The following is an 18134-nucleotide window of genomic DNA, read 5'->3' as shown; positions in this document are numbered from 1 at the left end:
AGAGGTTGGTTACACTGTCGGAGACCTTTTTATAATGACTATAATTGGACGTTAACCATGCGATTTTTCTCATATATTGGTGCTATTGCGGTAGCACTAAGTCTCTCGGCTTGTGCCGATGAATCTTCAACAACGACAGCAGTCAGTGCTGACGCTGTTGCCTTGCAAGCCCACCTTGAATTTTTGGCAAGTGACGACCTTGAAGGTCGTGATACTGGCAGCCGCGGTCACGAAATTGCTGCTAAATACATTGCCACTGAATTTAAACGCTTAGGTTTAGAACCAGCCGGTGATGACGGCACTTACTTTCAACGTATTAAATTCCGTCGCAGTTTCTTAGAAGAAAACAGCGCATCGTTTACGTTGAATACTGGCGACGATGAAATCAGCCTTGATTATCCGAAAGAGTTTATTACTGGGCCGAGTGCGTATAGTGAAAAAGATGATGTTGAGGCGCCGCTCGTTTTTGTTGGCTACGGCTTAGTTTCAGAAACATTTGGTATCAATGATTATGAAGGCCTTGATGTTGAAGGCAAAATCGTTGTGATGGTCAGTGGCCGACCAGAAGACCTGCCAAGCGAAGAAGGCGCTCACTTGAATAGCAGCAAAACTAAATTTGCAGCTGAACGTGGTGCCGTAGGTATTATCAATTTGCACACCCCGGCACGTGAAAAAGTGCGTCCGTTTGAAGTCAGCATCATGTATCAACGGGCGCCGAGTGTTCGTTGGTTGCATCCGAACGGTGAACCAAATGTAGCGTACAAGAACATTGCCGCATCAGCTTATGTGCAGCACGAAGCCGCAGAAAAATTATTCGTGAACGCACCAGTTGCACTGGAAGAAATTTTCGCTCAGCTCGAAGCGGGTGAATCACCAAAAGGTTTCGATTTAGGTGTAACAGCTCGTTTGCAGCGTGCTTCACGCCACGAGGAAATCAGTAGCCCGAACGTAGCTGCAGTATTACCTGGCAGCGATGACAAGTTAAAGAATGAGTATGTACTTTACACCGCGCATTCTGACCACATCGGGATGACCAAAGACTTGAGCCAAGAAGATCACATCAACAATGGTGCGATGGATAACGCCTCAGGTGTATCGGTGATGCTTGAAACTGCGCGCATGTTTAAAGAAAGTGGGAAGCAGCCGAAACGCTCGATTATGTTCTTATCAATCACTGCTGAAGAGCGTGGTTTGTTGGGCGCGGACTACTTTGCGCACCATCCAACTGTGCCGCTGAGTCAAATTGTGGCGAACGTGAACCTTGATATGCCTGTGCTTTTGTATGATTTTGCCGATGTGATTGCCTTCGGTTCAACGCATTCAACATTGGGTGATACGGTTACTCAAGCTGCCGGACAATTCGGAATTGAATTGAGTGAAGATCCAATGCCAGAGCAAGCCATTTTTACGCGCTCAGATCATTATCCGTTTGTGAAGAAAGGCGTTCCAGCGGTGTTCTTGATGACGGGCTTTACTTCAAAAACTGAAGGTGAAGATGGCGGCGAAGTGTGGGGTAAGTTCTTTGCTGAACATTATCACCGCCCAAGTGACCAACCAGATCTTCCAATCAACTATGAAGCCGGTGTGACATTTACCAATATTAACTTCGCGATTGGTCAAGAAATTGCGAATCAAGTAGAACGTCCACGTTGGTTACCAGAGAGTTTCTTCTCGCAGCTTGATTAATTCCAGCTGTACATTAAACAAACAGAGGCGTCGCTTTTTTGAGCGACGCCTTTTTTTTATCGGATATATCCCGCAAAACAACTAATTTTCATTGTTCTTTTCCGTTGTCTTGGTAGGTTGCTCCGCCTTTTGCTCGTTTGAGCAGAGGCTTCGATAAGAGCAGTGACGCTCTTACAACAAAAATAACTAAAGTTCTATTTTGGAGAGATGATGAAAAATAGTCGTATCGCCAAATCGGTACGTCTTGCGCTGGTATTTGGCGCAGCCTCAACGCTACTTTCAGCTGGCGCAATGGCACAAGACGTATCCGATGAGGAAGAAAATGTCGAGACGGAAGAGCGCGCTGAGCGCATTACCGTTGTTGGTTCGCGTATTCGTTCTGATGGTTTAGATAATGACTCACCACTTGAAGTGATTTCAACTGAAATTGCCGTCGAGCAGGGGTTAAGCACGTTAGGTGAATTATTACGTACATCTACCGTTGCATCAGGTTCAAACCAGTTAACTTCAGCGATGTCGGTTGGCAGCGTGACAGAAGGCGGTGCTGGTAACGAGTCTATTTCTATGCGTGGTCTTGGTGCGAACCGGACCTTGGTCTTGCTTAACGGTCGTCGAGCCGGCCCTGCAGGTACCCGTGGACAGGTTGCTGCATTCGACATGAACTCAATTCCGGTATCGGCGGTTGAGCGCGTTGAAATCCTTAAAGATGGTGCATCATCGTTATACGGTTCTGATGCAGTTGCTGGTGTTATCAACATTATTACCAAAAAAGGTGATGATTCATCGTTTAACGTTAGCGCTAATCAGCCAATGGAATCAGGCGGTGAGAACTACCGTTTGAACGGAACTATCGGCCGTGCATACAGCAAAGGTTCGGTGCGTTTAGTTGCCGACTATCGTCTACAACAAGAACTTGCTCGTGGCGACCGTGACCACTTTGCTTGTGGCCAGCGCATGTACTTCGATCAGGAAACTGGCGAGCGTGCTGATCCAATTGACCCGCGTACTGGCGATTACCACTGTAACGATTTGCCATACGGTATGTGGATGTGGGATTACGGCGCAGAAGACTATATCTCATTGATTCAGAACTACGACTATGACGGTTCAAAAGCTGCTGCTGGATTACCAACGTATGATCCACAGAATCCAGGTGATATCGCCGTGCCGGAAGGCTGGTTCCCGGTCGGTTATGACAAAACCAGTGATGGTTGGGCTGATGCCGATCATCCTTTCCAAAACTTAGAAACCATGATTCCACGTACTGAAGCGTGGTCATTGTACGGTCAAGCGGACTACGATTTGACTGATACCGTACGTTTCTATTCGGAACTCTTGTACAGCCGTCGTGAAACTCAAATCAACAGCTATCGCCAATTCTGGGAACCGTTCATTCCTGCTTGGTATGGTTTAGTTGAAGGTTGGGATGGCTATGTTGCGCTTGACCCAACGGCAGTTACCGACCATTCAGGTAGCACCACAACGATCGATTATACGCGTGGCGTATTAGGCCTTGAAGGTTCAATTGGTTTTTGGAACTGGGATGTATCATGGCAGCGTAGTTTGAGTAGCGGCACTTATGCTACGAAAATCATCTACCAAGATGCTTTAGAAATGGCTGCCAACGCAATTTGGGGTGACCCATGTGAAGGTGAATTGTCGCCAATTTCACAACGCGAGTGTTATGCGATTGATTTCTTCGATCCGGAATACTTGCGCGGTAACTTCGACCAAGGTACACGTGACTTCTTGTTTGGTGTTGATCACGGCAAAACCATCTATAAACAAGACACTGTTGATGCATATATCACCGGTGATTTGTTCGATTTGCCGGCCGGCACTGTTGCAACAGCCGTTGGTATGGCTTACCAAACTGACGAAATCGTTGATACTCCGGGAGAAGCAACATTAGCGAAAAACTCATGGGGTATGAGCAGCGCAGGTATCACTGCTGGTCGTCAAACTACTGTTGCCGCATACGGTGAGGTACAAGTACCAGTTCTTCGTGATCTACCAGGTATTTATAGCTTAGACGTAACCGGTTCAGCACGTTGGACTGATGTAAACACCTACGGTAGCGACACGACTTATAAACTGGGCGTAAACTGGGCTGTCACTGATAGCTTCCGAGTTCGTGCATCACGTGGCACCTCGTTCCGTTCTCCAGCGTTGTTTGAGCTGTATCTTGGCGACCAATCAGCGTTCTTTGATCAGCGTAGTGACCCTTGCTGGAACTGGGCACAGCGCGAACAAGACGGCACCATTAACCCAACGGTATTGGCGAACTGCCAAGCTGACGGTATCCCAGGTGATTACGCGCAAGATTTCGGTTCAGGTACCGCTTATACCGGCGGTGGCGCTGGCACCTTACGTGCTGAAACATCAGTATCAGAAGGCGTTGGCTTCGTTTGGACTAGTCCTGAAGGTGTGTGGGCAACCTCAGTTGATTACTACAGCGTGCAAATCGACAACCAAGTTGATGATTTGTCAGGCGTGCAGATCCTCAACCTATGTTACACCTCTGAGAACTTCGAAAACGAACCGTTCTGCGATCGTTTCACCCGTAATGACGGTAGCGAGAGCGGCAACTGGGGTATCGACGAAGTTTATGGTGGCTACGTGAACGTGGCGAGCCAAAAGGTTCGTGGTATTGATACCGTTGTGAGCTACCAAGATGAAACTGATGTTGGTTTCTTACGTGTTCGTCTTGACCACACCATTCAAATTGAACGTACTTATCGTCAATTTGAAGATAGTGCGCCAATTCAATACGTTGGTCGTTTAGGTAACCCACGTCACTCAGGTTCATTAACTGTAGCACTTGAGCGTGATAGTTGGGCGTATACCTGGGTTGCTCGTTATGTTAGCCAAGTAGACGATTACGATCGTTTTGCTAGCGGAAACGAAACGACTTATCGTGGTACACCGGTTTACTTCATCAGTGAAGCACCAACCACCGTTTATCATACCGCATCGGTTAACAAGAAGTTCGACAACAATGTTGACGTGACTTTAGGTATGACCAACGTATTTGATAAGAAGCCACCTATGGGTAGCCCATCAGCTACTTACGCGGTGGGTAATGCGATGTTGTACTCGCAGTATGACCAGTTTGGTCGTCAGCTGTTCGTTAACATCGGTTATTCGTTCTAAGCGTAATCACTTATTACGACAAATGAAAACGCCAGCATTATGCTGGCGTTTTTTATGAGATTAAATAGGTGAGCCGGGGGGTAAATCTGGCGCCGCTTTGAGCGGCCAAGGTTTCCCAGCAAACCATTGTTCTAGGGCATACAAGGCATAATCACGATGTGCAGAACTTTCAGCGCTTTGCCAGCCTTGTTGCTGGGCTTTTAAGAACGCAAACAATGGTGCTTTGATTGCTGCACTCAGATTGTCTTGACCATAAGTTGTAACAATCGCATCAAGCGCCTCAAATGCTAAGCGTTGTTCTAGCGTTGATGCATTGGCTGCATATGCTGGTGCAATTGCAGCAGCAGCAATATGTTTGAGTAAAACCGACACCGCTGGAATTGATTGGTCGCGACTATGCTGTTGCTGCAATCGTTCAAGGCGTTGTGAGTTCAGCATCAAATTCAATACGAAACGTGCTGAGCTCGCAGCCATCGTATCTGGGTCAGCGACCAGGCCGGTTAAGCCGTTAAATCGTTCGCGGTCGTAACCCTCACCGTACGCAGCTGGCGCTAAGAGGTTGATGATGCGCTCAGGTAACGCAAGTGTGTCAGCACTCAATGATTGACTGAGGACACTTATCGCACGCTGTTGCTGCGAGGCATTCACTGGACGAATATCAATTTCACCGGCCCCTTTAACTGCGTAGTCGTAATGTAAACCAGCAATCATTTTCACTGCCGCTTCGGCTTGATAGCGATGCAACAAGTACATGGGTACCAGCAAATTCTGTAATTCGCTCAGTGGCCGGCCATCAGCGAGATTGCCTAAACCAAACTGCTCTAATGCCGTTTTTCTAACGGCAAGCACACGCTCTAATTCGGTGACTGCATCGCTACCGTTGTCCCACAAATGCGCATCTGGATGAGCACCACCGGCGGCGCGTGCATCACGGTCAGAAATGAAACTTAAACCTAAACGACGGTTTTGCGCTAATACCGATTCAGGGTCAGCGCTACCATAACCATAGGCAATGACTTGCATGTCCCACAAACCAACGCCTTCGGTGTAGGCATCGGCTAACGATAAGCCACCTGTTTCAATATCGATACTAATCAGCGGGTGTGGATAATCCATCACCGATGCGCGATCATCTGCGCTGGCGGCAAAATTATGTGCAATACCTAGGGTATGGCCAATTTCATGAGCAGACAATTGACGAATCCGCGCCAGTGCCATGGCTTCGATTTGTGCTGTTAGCTCAGCCTGCTGTTCAGGGGTATCCGCAGCAAATGGGGCCAATAGCCCCTGTGCTATCAACATATCTTGACGCACGCGTAGCGAGCCCAAGGTGACATGACCTTTGATTATTTCGCCGGTTCGTGGGTCTATAATGGATGAACCATAGGACCAACCGCGAGTGGCTCGATGTACCCATTGAATCACGTTGTAACGCACATCCATTGGATCTGCATCGGCAGGTAACTCGCGTACTTGAAAGCCGTTGGGTAAATCGATGGCGGCAAAAGCCTCGGCCCACCAGCGCCCACCTTCCAATAGAGCGCTACGCACCGGCTCAGGAACGCCCGGATCGAGATAATAGATAATCGGCTGGTCTTTGCTCATGCGATGCCGTGGAATATATTGCACGGTAGTCGGGGCATCAAGCGGCGCCGCATAGTCACGATGTGTTTCAGACCAATAGCCACTTTGTGGATGAAATTGGCGGGGCTGATATTGTGCATCCGGCAAGCGAATAAATGAGTGGTGTAGATGCATGGTTAAATGGTCAGGGTCAGCCGCAACACTGCGGACATACTGACCTGTACCTTCGCCGCTAAAGGTAATTTTTGCCTCTAATTCAGTATTGTCGGCAAACGCTTTACTGCGCGCTGGATAAATGACCGACTTGTCAGTGCTGAGTTTGTATTGACCTTGTTTGCTGTCTCGTAAGCGTTTGACTACGCCATGCGTGTCACTTAGCAGAAACGGGGTATAGTCAATCAGCACGTGATTGGCATCTTGCGCAACAACCGTGAAGCCGGCAATGACTGAATCAGCAAAGGCCTCGTTGATACTTTTGCGCTCAGCTTCGTTGTCGCTGTTGGCGCGAAACTGCGTGTTGTGTTGCAGGAGTAATATTTTGTCGCCTTCAAGATAAAAGCTAGCAAGTCGTGTCGCGCCGAGTTGGCCACGATCTAAGCCGATATCGTTTGAACCAAGCCCCCATGGTAAGCTGGTTTGAAAAATAAACTGTTGCTGCTGTTTCGGTACTTGTAAGTAAATTTTGCCTTGCGACTGATCATGATAGAAGGTGAAAAAACCTTCATGAGCACGCATCTCAGCGGTAAACTGAGCAACCGCGGATGTTGTTACTGGCGTGCTGGATTGCGCATAAGTCGCAGATGAAAAGCTTGCAGTTAAAATTAAAAACGTAAATAAAACAATGCGTAGCATGATTGTGGCTCACCGTTTTAATAACTAGTTCATGGATTATTGGATGCAAAATACAACCTCAAAAAACCGTTATAACAAACTCGCTGTGCAAAGTAACGCAGGGAATTCGTTGAACGCGGCTGATGGCGACAAATTTACGTTAGACACGCGCTTGGCAAGCGACAGCTTTCTACTTGCACATTGGCCTTTGTGCGACGTGCGGCGTTTTGATGACGAGCGCTACGATTGGTTGATGTTAATTCCGCGGGTCGACAATAGTGTTGAATTTACGGATTTATCCGCGCCGCAACAGCAGCAGCTGGCGCTTGAAGTACAGCAAGTCTCTTTGCTATTGAAGCAAGTTGGGATAGGGCAAAAACTCAATGTGGGTGCGCTTGGCAATGTCGTAAGCCAATTACACGTGCATTTAGTGATGCGCCACCCACAAGATCCGGCATGGCCGGGGCCGGTATGGGGGCACTCAGCCGCCCAGCGCTTTGACGAGTCGGCAAGAAAGCAAGAAATTAAACGCTGGCAAGCTCTTCTTTAAGCTGAGCGCACCACTGCTGAATACGTTCTTCGCTAAATTCGTATTGGCTGTCTTCATCGAGCGCTAAACCGACAAAAAACTCACCATCAGCGGTCAGTGCTTTGGAGGCGGCGAAATCATAACCTTGATTGGGCCAAAAGCCGATACGAATACAGCCTTGCGTACCAGGGTTTGCCGCTAACTCATCGTGTAACATACCAAGCGCATCTTGGAACCAGTCGGTATAACCGACTTGATCGCCCATACCAAATAGAGCAACAATTTTGCCGTTTAGCTGAAGATCAGCAATATCGCTCCAGTGACTTTCCCAATCTTCTTGGATTTCGCCGAAATCCCACGTGGAAAGGCCAAAAATAATAACATCAAACTGTTCGGCGTCGCTTAGAGGTACATCTTTAATATTGAATAACTCAACTTCACCCGGAGCAAACTGAGCTTGAATTTTTTCTGCTGCAATTTCGGTAAAACAAGTGGTTGAGCCGTAAAATAAACCAATGCGTAAAGCCATGTCTTGTCGCCTAATCATTGATGAGTTCGAGGAATAAAAGAGGCCTGTAGTGTATCAGAAAATAGCCGCTTTATGGTATGCTTGCGCTTCTAAAAACAAGCATCGCGTAACAGAGGTAATTTTATGGCATCGGCAGCATTTCATGACTACATCCAATCACTCGAACAAGTTTTTGATGACGTGGTCGCCACTGGTTCCGACGATGAGCTCTTTGCTAGCGGTTATTTACGTGGCCACTTCGATTTAGTCGTGGCGCAGCTTGAATTGAATGACAACGCCAGTGCTGATGCCGTGCTCCCGGAAGTGCATGCATCGGTTGAACAAGCGAAACACGAATTAGCTCCAGTGGACATGGCACACATTCAAGCTATGCTGACTCGGCTTGAAGCCGTTGCGGCTCAAGTCGCTTAATTAACGAATTGGCTAATGGCTGTGGCTCGCCGAGCCACTGGCTTACGAGAAGTTCAGCGCACAACGGTGCGCTGGTGAAACCGCGCGAACCAAGCCCACTTAACATCCCCAAATTATCCGTTAGCCAACCACAAGCTGGTAAATGGTCACGGGTGGTAATGCGCAACGCAGCGCGATCGCTTACCGCAGTCAATTGCTGCGTCCACGCTTGATTCAGATTGTCCTGCAGTGTTGCTAGATTTTCTGCAGTATCAGCAGCATCAACTTGTTGATAGTTCTCCGCACTAAATTCGCGATTATATGTTGCTCCTACACAGTGTGTTAAGCCACCATTGTCGTTCATGGCAGGAGTGAAATAGCCTTTGTAACACACCACCAAAGGGCAGCTTGCGCTGGTTTCTGAAGCCTCCACTTGTGTCACTTGCCCGCGTACGTTCTGAGTGACGATGCGCCACGGGGCAAGCAACTCTGTCGTGTGAGCTCCAGCAGCAACGACCAGTGTTTCAGCATCGAAATTTCTGCCATCACTTGCGCTGACTTGCCAATGTCCAGCGGCACTTCTTTGAATCGATTCAACGGTCGTTACTTTAGTGATTTTGAGTAATTTACCGCAGCTCTGCAGTATGGTCTCCACTAAGCGCTGCGGTGGTATCCATCCTGAACTCGGATAATACAGCGCAGGTTGCGCTGGCAAAGCATCCCAAATTTGTTGTGTTTGCTCAGCTGAAATAGCGGTAACCAAATGGTTGTCATAATAGCCACCGCTGGCTATTTTCTGCTGCCGTTGCTCGCGAATCGTGTTAAAGGCAAGCTGGATGACGCCGGTTGCATGCCATAAACCTGGATATGAACTCTGATAGAACTGCCGCGCATGGTCAAATGCACAAACAAAAAACTGGCTCAACGGACTGAGTTCTGCGTGCAGTAGGGGATACACAGCGCCTTGCGCATTACCAGAAGCGCCATTGGCGATACCACTGGTAATCAGATGCACTGTATAACCACGCTGCGTCAGTGACCAAGCAAGGCATGCTGAGGCAATCCCCCCGCCAACGACTGTGACGGATTTGCTAGTTGGTGCTGCGACCGGTGATGATTTACTTATGCTACCGTGTAGCATTTCGCGTTTGCGCCCAAATCCTTTCGCTTTAATAACGTTAAAGCCAGCTTCCTGAAGGCCGCGGCGCACCGCTCCAGCGGCTGTAAATGTTGCAAAAGTACCGGCGTTTCGGCAACTGCTCGCCATGGCCTGAAAAACATTGGGTTGCCACATTTGTGGATTCTTATCGGGTGCGAAGCCATCAAGAAACCAAGCGTCAACGGTGTTCTGTGCCTGCGGAAGCCACTCGGGAAGTTGCTCGTGGATATCACCAAACCACAAATCGACGACCACCCGATTATGTTCAAACTGCATGCGATGACAGCCCGTTTGAGCTGATGGATACGCTTGTAGTAGCTCTCGAGCTAATCCCGCTAATTCTGGAAAAGCACTTAATGCACGTTCAAGATCGGCTCGGCGAAGCGGGTACTTTTCAAAGGAAACATAGTGTAGACGCTTGTTTGCAGGTGCAGTGTTCTGAAACAGTTGCCAACAGGCTAAAAAGTTTAAACCCGTGCCAAATCCGGTTTCGGCAACAGTGAAGGTGTTATGCAAAGAGGTTTGCCAGCGTGTTGGGAGATCGTTATGCTGAAGAAATACGTAACGGCTTTCGGCTAATCCGTTTTCATTGTTAAAATAAATATCATCAAATTCAGTGGAAACCGGAACGCCTAATTGATTAAAGCTAACCTTGGCAGTAGCAGGTTGTTCGCTGGTGAAATGCTTGTTGAATTGATGACTCACAAAAATAACCTACAGCAGTCGATGAAACATGCGTCATAGTGTAACAATATTTAGGTAAAAAGGCGGAAAGCAGACCACTTTTTTCAAGAAGTGAGCTACCATACAGCAGCGCTCAGCAAGACAGGATAATAGAATGAGAAGAGCAGTGATTACCGGTATGGGCATTGTGTCCAGTATCGGCGTAAACAAACAAGAGGTGTTGGAGTCGTTACAACAAGGACGCTCGGGCATCGAATTTTCTCAAGAATTCGCCGACATGGGATTACGTTGTCAGGTATGGGGGCCCGTACGGGCGAACCCAGCTGATCACATCGATCGTAAAGCATTACGCTTTATGGGTGATTCAGCGGCCTACGCGTACATGGCGATGGCGCAAGCAATTGAAGATGCCGGTTTAACTGACGAGCAAGTATCCAACCCACGTACAGGTTTGGTGGTTGGCTCTGGCGGTGCGTCAGGCGAGCATCAAGTTGCTGCGGCAGATATCATGCGTGAAAAAGGCGTGAAGCGTGTTGGCCCATATATGGTGCCACGTTGTATGGCTTCAACTACATCAGCATGTTTGGCTACACCATTTCAAATTAAAGGTGTGAACTACTCAATCAGCTCTGCTTGTGCAACATCTGCACATTGTATTGGTCACGCACTTGAGTTGATTCAGTTTGGTAAGCAAGATCGCGTATTTGCTGGCGGCGGTGAAGAGTTGCATTGGACGCTCGGCATGGAATTTGATGCGATGGGTGCGCTCTCAACCAAATACAACGAAACACCGAGTAAAGCATCACGTACTTACGATGCCGATCGCGATGGCTTTGTGCCAGCTGGTGGTGGCGGTATTCTCGTAATTGAAGAGTTGGAAACTGCGTTAGCTCGTGGTGCCCACATCTACGCTGAAATTGTTGGTTACGGTGCTACTTCAGACGGTTATGACATGGTTGCACCTTCTGGTGAAGGCGCAGTGCGTTGTATGAAGATGGCGATGGACACCGTCGACACGCCAATCGATTATCTCAACACGCATGGTACTTCAACGCCAGTTGGTGATACCAAAGAGTTGGAAGCGATTCGTGAAGTGTTTGGTGATAAAGCACCTTACATCAGTGCGACTAAAGCAATGACTGGTCACGCATTGGGTGCTGCAGGTGTCCATGAAGCGATATACTCGTTGTTGATGTTGCAACATGGTTTTGTTGCGCCTTCGATTAACATCGAGAACTTAGACCCAGCTGCAGAAGGCATGAACATTGTTCGTGAACCGCAAAAAGCTGAATTAACCACAGTGATGTCGAACAGTTTTGGTTTCGGTGGAACTAACGCAACGTTAGTTTTGCGTAAATATCAATAAAATTAACATCTTCATCATGCATACGGTGGTAAAAAGGTGCGCAAATGCGCACCTTTTTGTTGTATGCTCTTTAACAATTCATCCATCGCTATCTGACAGGGTTTGATTGATGCAGCTTTTAGCTGATGCTTCGATGCCGTTGGTTACCGAACTCGCTCACCGTTTTTCGGATGCGCTTCAGCAGCAGGGCGTCGCTTTGACGTTGACGACGTTTCAAGGTCGCCAACCCACACCAGAACAACTCGCTCAAGCCGATTTTTTGATGATTCGCTCGATAACCAAAGTCGATCCCGATCTGCTGCAACAAGCGCCACAGTTAAAGTGGATTGGTACCGCAACGATCGGTACCGAGCATGTTGATGCAGCAGCCTGCCAAGCTGCCGGCATCGATTTTGTATCAACACCAGGCGTAAATGCGAATGCAGTGGGTGACTATGTTGCCAGTGCAGTGAGCTGCATCGCGTTAGAACAAGGTAATTTGCCGCGAGGCGAGGTTGCTATTATCGGCGCCGGTCATACCGGTCGCGCGGCAGGCCAACGCCTCAGTGGGTTGGGATTGCATGTGCACTATTACGATCCGCCATTATTGCAACGTGAAGGTATTTCTGCACCTGTCGATGTTCATGCTGATTGGCACCGCGTGCTAGCCAGCGACGTTATAAGTTGCCATGTTCCCATGACTAAAGCCGGTGAGCATCCGACTTTTCATATGTTTAAACAAGCAAGTATTGAAGTGTTGCCTGAGAACTGCATTCTGATTAACGCCAGCCGCGGAGCTGTTATTCAAGAGCAGGCACTGCGTGCAGCCATGCAACGCGGTCAGCGCTTACATGTTGTTTTGGATGTGTGGGAACATGAACCGCAAGTTGCCGCTGACTTATTACCTTGGTTACGCTATGCCACTGCGCATATTGCCGGGCACAGTGTCGCTGGTAAAGTGGGAGGCACACGGCGATTATTTTCCGAGCTAGCGCAGTGGTTAAAGCATGCTGCATTAACTTCAGAACTGCCGCCGTTAAGCGAGTTAATGCAACCGTGGCCTGAAGCTGTGCGGAAGTATCGTTGGCAGAGTAATGAACCACCAACATGGCAAATGCTAGCATCTTGGGTGCGTGACATTTATGATATACGCATCGATGACAAATTATTGCGTCAGGCGACACCAGAAACAGCAACATTTGATGCGCTACGGCGCAATTATTCGGCCCGCGCAGAGTTATCGCAAGGTACCGTTGTTGGTGGGAGTTGGCTCGCGCAAGAGGCGTGGCAGATACGTCTGCGACAACTCACATTTTCACAAATACAAAAGCAGGAGCAGTAATGTCACGTGCATTTAACGTAGCTGTACTTGGTGCAACCGGATTGGTTGGCCAACACATGATTGAGATTCTTGAAGCGCGGGATTTCCCAGTCGCTCAACTATTTCCATTAGCAAGTAGCCGCTCGGCCGGCTCTACGGTTACGTTCCGTGGCGAAGAAATCACGGTAGAAGACGCTGAAACCTTTGATTGGAGTCAAGTTGAGCTTGGCTTTTTCTCGGCTGGCGGAAATATTTCACGAATTTATGCGCCGCGAGCGGCGGATGCTGGTTGCGTGGTTATCGATAACACCTCGGAATTTCGCTATGAGCCCGATATCCCGTTGGTTGTGCCAGAGGTAAATGCTCACGCACTGGCTGACTTTCGTAACCGCAACATTATCGCCAACCCAAATTGCTCAACCATTCAAATGCTTGTGGCACTCAAACCGATTCACGATGCGGTAGGTATTGACCGGATAAACGTTGCAACGTACCAGTCAACCTCGGGCGCCGGTAAAGAAGCGATGGACGAATTGGCACAGCAAACAGCAGCGCTATTAAATGGACGCCCAGTTGAAGTCGAGCGGTTTAGCCGTCAAATCGCCTTCAACTGTATTCCACAGATTGATGTGTTTCTAGATAACGATTACACCAAAGAAGAAATGAAGATGGTGTGGGAAACACAAAAAATCTTTGGGGATGAAAGCATTCGGGTGAATGCAACCGCTGTGCGTGTGCCGGTGTTTTTTGGTCATGCAGAGGCGATACATATTGAAACATTACAACCGATTGATGCGGTACAGGCGAAAGAGCTGCTGCGTCACGCACCTGGTGTTGTCTTGTTTGATAATAACGATGATTTTCCGACACAAATAGGTAACGCTGCCGGACATGATGAAGTTTTTGTAGGACGCGTGCGTAACGATATTTCTCATCCACAGGGCTTAAACTTGTGGGTCGTAGCCGATAATGTACGCAAAGGCGCCGCGACAAATAGTATTCAGATTGCAGAACACTTAATTCGCGACTATATGTAAAACTATCCATCTTTCAATGCGGTACCGATAATTACAACGATTACAAAAGAGGGAACCAGCTCAATGAAACGGAATAGCTTGGCACTGGCTGCCGGAATAGCACTGGCATTCGGCTCGTCAGCAGTCGTGACTGCGGACGCGAGTTTTGTGAATACAAGTGCAGCGGCTATGCTGCAAGGTCAGGCCACCTCAAGATGGCAGCCTGATCGATTTGGTCCAATCGTTTCCTCCGACACTTTATGGTCTATCGCCATGTACTATGGTGACAAAACGGACTTGTCAGTTTATGAAATGATGGACTTGTTCATTGAGCTAAACCCTGAAGCTTTCATCAACGGTCGCGCTGATCGGATGATGGATGGCTATTACCTTAAGGTTCCTGAAATTGCTCAGCGAACCCGAACCGAAACAGCTGTAGTTGCGACTGAATCTGCAACGCCTCAAAAGACCACCGAAGATAGTTCTGTCGGGACAGTCGCTGTCGATGAAGCTACTGATGTGGTTGCGAGCGTTCGAGCAAATACTGACGCCTCGAACCGTGTTGCTACCGAAACCAGTGTTGAGTTTGATGTAGCAGAGCTTACTCAATTACGTACCCAATTGGCTGAATCGATTTCATTGATTGAGCGCTTAAACAGCGAAAATAGTCAGTTACAAGATCGTCTTGATTCAGTAACCGCGGAGCTTGAGCAGTTGCGGTTGAAGGTTAATGCCGAACAAGTGGCCGAAGATGAACTTCAAGACCAGATTGCTGCAGAAATTGTCGCGACCCGAGTTGAAGCTGGTGAAACACCTTCGGTAGCAAGCGAAACGCCAGTCGAGACCGTTGCTGCAACTCCAGAACCAGAAGCAACACCGGTGGAACAACCGGTTGCGTCACAACAAACTGAAGCAGAGGCTTCAAGCACTACAGTGACTGAACCGGTTACTGAAGAGAAAGTTGCCGAGCCGAAAGCTGCTGAACCGAAGCCTGTGAAGCGTAAGCAGCAATCTGAATATCAGGAATTTATTGACTGGTTATTGCAGCCGTTCCAATTGGCCTTGGCAATTCTGATTCCATTGCTACTTGCCGCCATTATTTGGTACGTGCTGTATGTTCGCCGGTTGAATCGTGAAACGCTGGGTCCGTATAACGGTGCCATGCAAGCCGCTGAGCAAGAGCAACAGCAAGAACAGGGTGAGGCAGAAGAGAAACTTAGCGCTTATGAGGAAGCTGAGCAAGCCGCTCTGGCGGAAGAAGCGGCTGATATGCCTGAGTTTGAGCGTTTAGACGAAGATGAAGAAGTGGTTGCGGAAGCAGCGGAAGAAGCGGCTCCGGAAACGCTAGAAGATGAACTATCCGCACTAGATAATGCAGAAGATGAATTTGAGACGATTGATGAAACCGTTGATGACGAAGCGGATCTGGATACACTGCTAGCGAGTAGTTTCGATGAGCCTGAAGCTGAAGCAGAGAGCGAGATTGAGACCGAAATTCAACCAGATAAAGAGGTTGAGGCAGACCTTGAAGCAGAAAGCGATTTATCTGAAGAGGCGCAACCAGAGGAAGCTACTGCAGATGATGATTTATCGTTAGAGTTCGATGCAACGCCAGTAGCTCCTGAACAGTCGCAGGCTGAAACGAAGCCAACTGAGCCCGCAACAGCTGACGATGGTGAAATGAGCTTAGACTTTCATATCGATGATGCCGCAACTGAAGTTGATGCGCCAGCGACCGATGAAACGCCGGTAACGGATTTAGAAGTCGAACTGGAGCAGTTCGAAGATGTCGACTTAGCTGATATCGATCTTGAAGCCTTAAGTGCTGAAACAGAAACTAAATCAGAAGCAGAAGACGACACTGACGATGGTTCATTTTTAGAAATTGATGCGCTACTTGAAGAGGCTGAATCAGCAGAATCGGATTACGACAGTCCTCGTTTTGAGCGTGAGTCAGGTCAAGTTGATGATAACGAAGAAACACCTTCGGGAATGATTGATCTGGCCCGTGCATACTTAGAAATGGATGAGTATGAGCTGGCGCGTTCGGAGCTTGAAAAGGTTGCACAAACCGATGACGAAGACGCAAAACGTGAAGCGGCAATGTTATTGCAAAAGATTGAAGAACAGGGACATTAATGAGTAGTACGCGCATTGCGCTGGGTATTGAATACGACGGCAGTCAGTATTTTGGGTGGCAACGGCAACGAGAAGTTGTCTGTGTTCAAGAAGTGCTTGAGCGCGCGTTGAGTAAAGTAGCCAATCATCCGGTTGAAGTAACCTGTGCAGGGCGTACCGATGCCGGCGTACATGCCACCGGGCAAGTTGTTCACTTCGATTGCCAGTTTGAGCGGGCAATGCCCGCTTGGACCATGGGTGTGAATAGTAACTTACCGGACTCTGTAGCGGTTCGCTGGGCGCGCCAAGTGCCCGAGTCATTTAATGCGCGCTTTAGTGCCACCGGTCGCCGTTATCGATACATTATTGCCAACCAAAAAATGCGCCCAGGTATTCTTGGGCGCGGTTTAAGCCATTACCATCAACCACTAGATGCCCAACGGATGCACGAGGCGGCGCAGCACCTTATCGGAGAACATGACTTTAGCGCATTTCGAGCTGCGCAATGCCAGTCGCACTCACCGAATCGCTGCGTGACACGAATCGACGTACGCCGATTTGGCGATTTTATTGTGGTTGATATTGCTGCCAACGCATTTTTGCATCACATGGTTCGAAATATTGTTGGCAGTTTGCTCGAAGTTGGTAAAGGTGAGCAAACCACAGCTTGGTTGGGGACTTTATTGGCCGGGCGCGATCGAACGTTAGCAGCGGCTACTGCGAAAGCCGAAGGATTGTACTTAGTGCAAGTGGATTATCCACAAGAGTTTGATCTGCCACAATTACCGCCTGGTCCGCTGTGGCTACCTGACTGTTAAGACCACTTTTTGCTAAACTGATTTCATAGAATATGCTTTAATAGAGCGTATTTATTGGCAATTACGCCAGATGACCGAACAAGTTAACAACGGAATATTATGAGCTGGATAGAGCGAATTCTCGCAAAACCGAAGAGCAATAAACGTCGCAACATTCCGGAAGGGGTGTGGGCGAAGTGCACCAGTTGTGACGCAATTCTCTATAGTGCTGATTTAGAACGCAGCTTGAATGTTTGTCCGAAGTGCGACCATCATATGCGCGTCTCTGCACGCGTGCGCCTCGCTAATTTCCTTGACGACGGCAAAGGTGAAGAAATCGGTGCTGAACTTGAGCCGAAAGATGTTCTTAAGTTTCGTGATTCGAAGAAATACAAAGATCGAATTGCTGCTGCGCAAAAGGCTACCGGCGAAAAAGATGCGTTGGTTGCTCAAAAGGGCCGCTTAAAAGGCATGCCTGTCGTTGCTGTGGCGTTTGAATTCGACTTTATGGGCGGTTCAATGGCATCGGTGGTTGGCGCGCGCTTTGTCAAAGCTGCTGAAGTTTGCTTGCGTGAACGCATTCCTCTTGTCTGCTTCTCAGCATCAGGTGGTGCCCGTATGCAAGAAGCCTTGTTGTCATTGATGCAAATGGCGAAAACATCGGCTGCGCTTGCGCGTATGAGCGAAGAAGGCATTCCATTTATTTCGGTATTAACTGACCCAACGATGGGTGGTGTATCGGCCAGTTTAGCGATGCTTGGTGATATCAATATTGCCGAACCAAAAGCGTTGATTGGTTTCGCCGGCCCTCGAGTTATCGAGCAAACTGTCCGTGAGACATTACCTGAAGGCTTCCAACGTGCTGAGTTCTTAGTGGATCACGGCGCAGTGGATATGATTGTGGATCGTCGTCAGATGCGTAATCGAATTGCCGCATTATTGGCAAAATTCCAACATCTGCCGGCTGTTGCTGACGAATACTAAGCAATGAC

Annotated in this window: 13 protein-coding genes; 10 read left to right on the top strand and 3 right to left on the bottom strand. The window is 48.4% G+C overall.

Going from position 1 to position 18134, the window contains the following annotated elements:
- The first annotated feature begins 57 nt into the window (after window positions 1–57).
- Complete coding sequence (locus tag BM292_RS04935) at window positions 58–1686, top strand: M28 family metallopeptidase (RefSeq protein ID WP_092855886.1); 1629 nt, start codon at window positions 58–60, stop codon at window positions 1684–1686.
- A gap of 207 nt (window positions 1687–1893) precedes the next feature.
- Window positions 1894–4839: a TonB-dependent receptor plug domain-containing protein gene (locus BM292_RS04930; RefSeq protein WP_177203784.1), complete on the top strand. Its 2946-nt coding sequence runs from the start codon at window positions 1894–1896 to the stop codon at window positions 4837–4839.
- Between the two features lie 60 nt (window positions 4840–4899).
- Here BM292_RS04930 and BM292_RS04925 read toward each other — a convergent pair whose 3' ends face one another.
- On the bottom strand, window positions 4900–7275 hold the full coding sequence (locus tag BM292_RS04925; protein WP_092855882.1) for a zinc-dependent metalloprotease: 2376 nt from the start codon (window positions 7273–7275) through the stop codon (window positions 4900–4902).
- A gap of 43 nt (window positions 7276–7318) precedes the next feature.
- Between BM292_RS04925 and BM292_RS04920 the strand changes: the two genes are divergently transcribed.
- Window positions 7319–7804, top strand: coding sequence for an HIT domain-containing protein (locus BM292_RS04920; protein WP_092855880.1), 486 nt, complete (start codon window positions 7319–7321; stop codon window positions 7802–7804).
- Here BM292_RS04920 and fldB read toward each other — a convergent pair.
- Entirely contained in the window at window positions 7779–8312 is a 534-nt protein-coding gene (gene fldB, locus BM292_RS04915) for a flavodoxin FldB (protein WP_092855879.1), read from the bottom strand. The genes BM292_RS04920 and fldB overlap by 26 nt on opposite strands.
- A 123-nt stretch (window positions 8313–8435) precedes the next feature.
- Here fldB and BM292_RS04910 point away from each other — a divergent pair, with 123 nt between their 5' ends.
- Window positions 8436–8723: a YfcL family protein gene (locus BM292_RS04910; protein ID WP_092855878.1), complete on the top strand. Its 288-nt coding sequence runs from the start codon at window positions 8436–8438 to the stop codon at window positions 8721–8723.
- On the opposite strand, the gene mnmC is transcribed toward BM292_RS04910, so the two are convergent.
- Window positions 8680–10566, bottom strand: a complete 1887-nt coding sequence (mnmC, locus tag BM292_RS04905; protein ID WP_177203783.1) for a bifunctional tRNA (5-methylaminomethyl-2-thiouridine)(34)-methyltransferase MnmC2/FAD-dependent 5-carboxymethylaminomethyl-2-thiouridine(34) oxidoreductase MnmC1 — start codon at window positions 10564–10566, stop codon at window positions 8680–8682. The genes BM292_RS04910 and mnmC overlap by 44 nt on opposite strands.
- Before the next feature lie 133 nt (window positions 10567–10699).
- Between mnmC and fabB the strand changes: the two genes are divergently transcribed.
- The 6 genes from fabB to accD all read left to right on the top strand — a co-directional run bounded on the left by fabB (window position 10700) and on the right by accD (window position 18126).
- Window positions 10700–11911, top strand: coding sequence for a beta-ketoacyl-ACP synthase I (fabB, locus tag BM292_RS04900; RefSeq protein ID WP_092855876.1), 1212 nt, complete (start codon window positions 10700–10702; stop codon window positions 11909–11911).
- Between the two features lie 109 nt (window positions 11912–12020).
- Window positions 12021–13232, top strand: a complete 1212-nt coding sequence (locus tag BM292_RS04895) for a 4-phosphoerythronate dehydrogenase (RefSeq protein ID WP_092855875.1) — start codon at window positions 12021–12023, stop codon at window positions 13230–13232.
- Window positions 13232–14248 (top strand): aspartate-semialdehyde dehydrogenase, encoded by a 1017-nt coding sequence (locus tag BM292_RS04890; protein WP_092855874.1) that lies wholly within the window; start codon window positions 13232–13234, stop codon window positions 14246–14248. The genes BM292_RS04895 and BM292_RS04890 overlap by 1 nt, the downstream gene beginning before the upstream one ends.
- 63 nt (window positions 14249–14311) lie before the next feature.
- The gene (locus BM292_RS04885) at window positions 14312–16366 is read left to right on the top strand and encodes a FimV/HubP family polar landmark protein (protein WP_092855873.1); all 2055 of its coding nucleotides are present in this window, start codon (window positions 14312–14314) and stop codon (window positions 16364–16366) included.
- Window positions 16366–17163 (top strand): tRNA pseudouridine(38-40) synthase TruA, encoded by a 798-nt coding sequence (gene truA / locus BM292_RS04880; protein WP_092855872.1) that lies wholly within the window; start codon window positions 16366–16368, stop codon window positions 17161–17163. Before BM292_RS04885 ends, truA begins: the two co-directional genes overlap by 1 nt.
- A 99-nt stretch (window positions 17164–17262) precedes the next feature.
- On the top strand, window positions 17263–18126 hold the full coding sequence (gene accD, locus BM292_RS04875) for an acetyl-CoA carboxylase, carboxyltransferase subunit beta (RefSeq protein ID WP_092855867.1): 864 nt from the start codon (window positions 17263–17265) through the stop codon (window positions 18124–18126).
- The last annotated feature ends 8 nt before the right edge of the window (window positions 18127–18134 follow it).

Origin of the sequence: Pseudidiomarina tainanensis, assembly GCF_900115255.1 — a bacterium.
In the GTDB taxonomy this organism is placed as follows: Bacteria; Pseudomonadota; Gammaproteobacteria; order Enterobacterales; family Alteromonadaceae; genus Pseudidiomarina; species Pseudidiomarina tainanensis.
The sequence above is the reverse complement of the archived record's forward strand: the minus strand, read 5'-3'. Positions and strand labels throughout refer to the sequence as shown.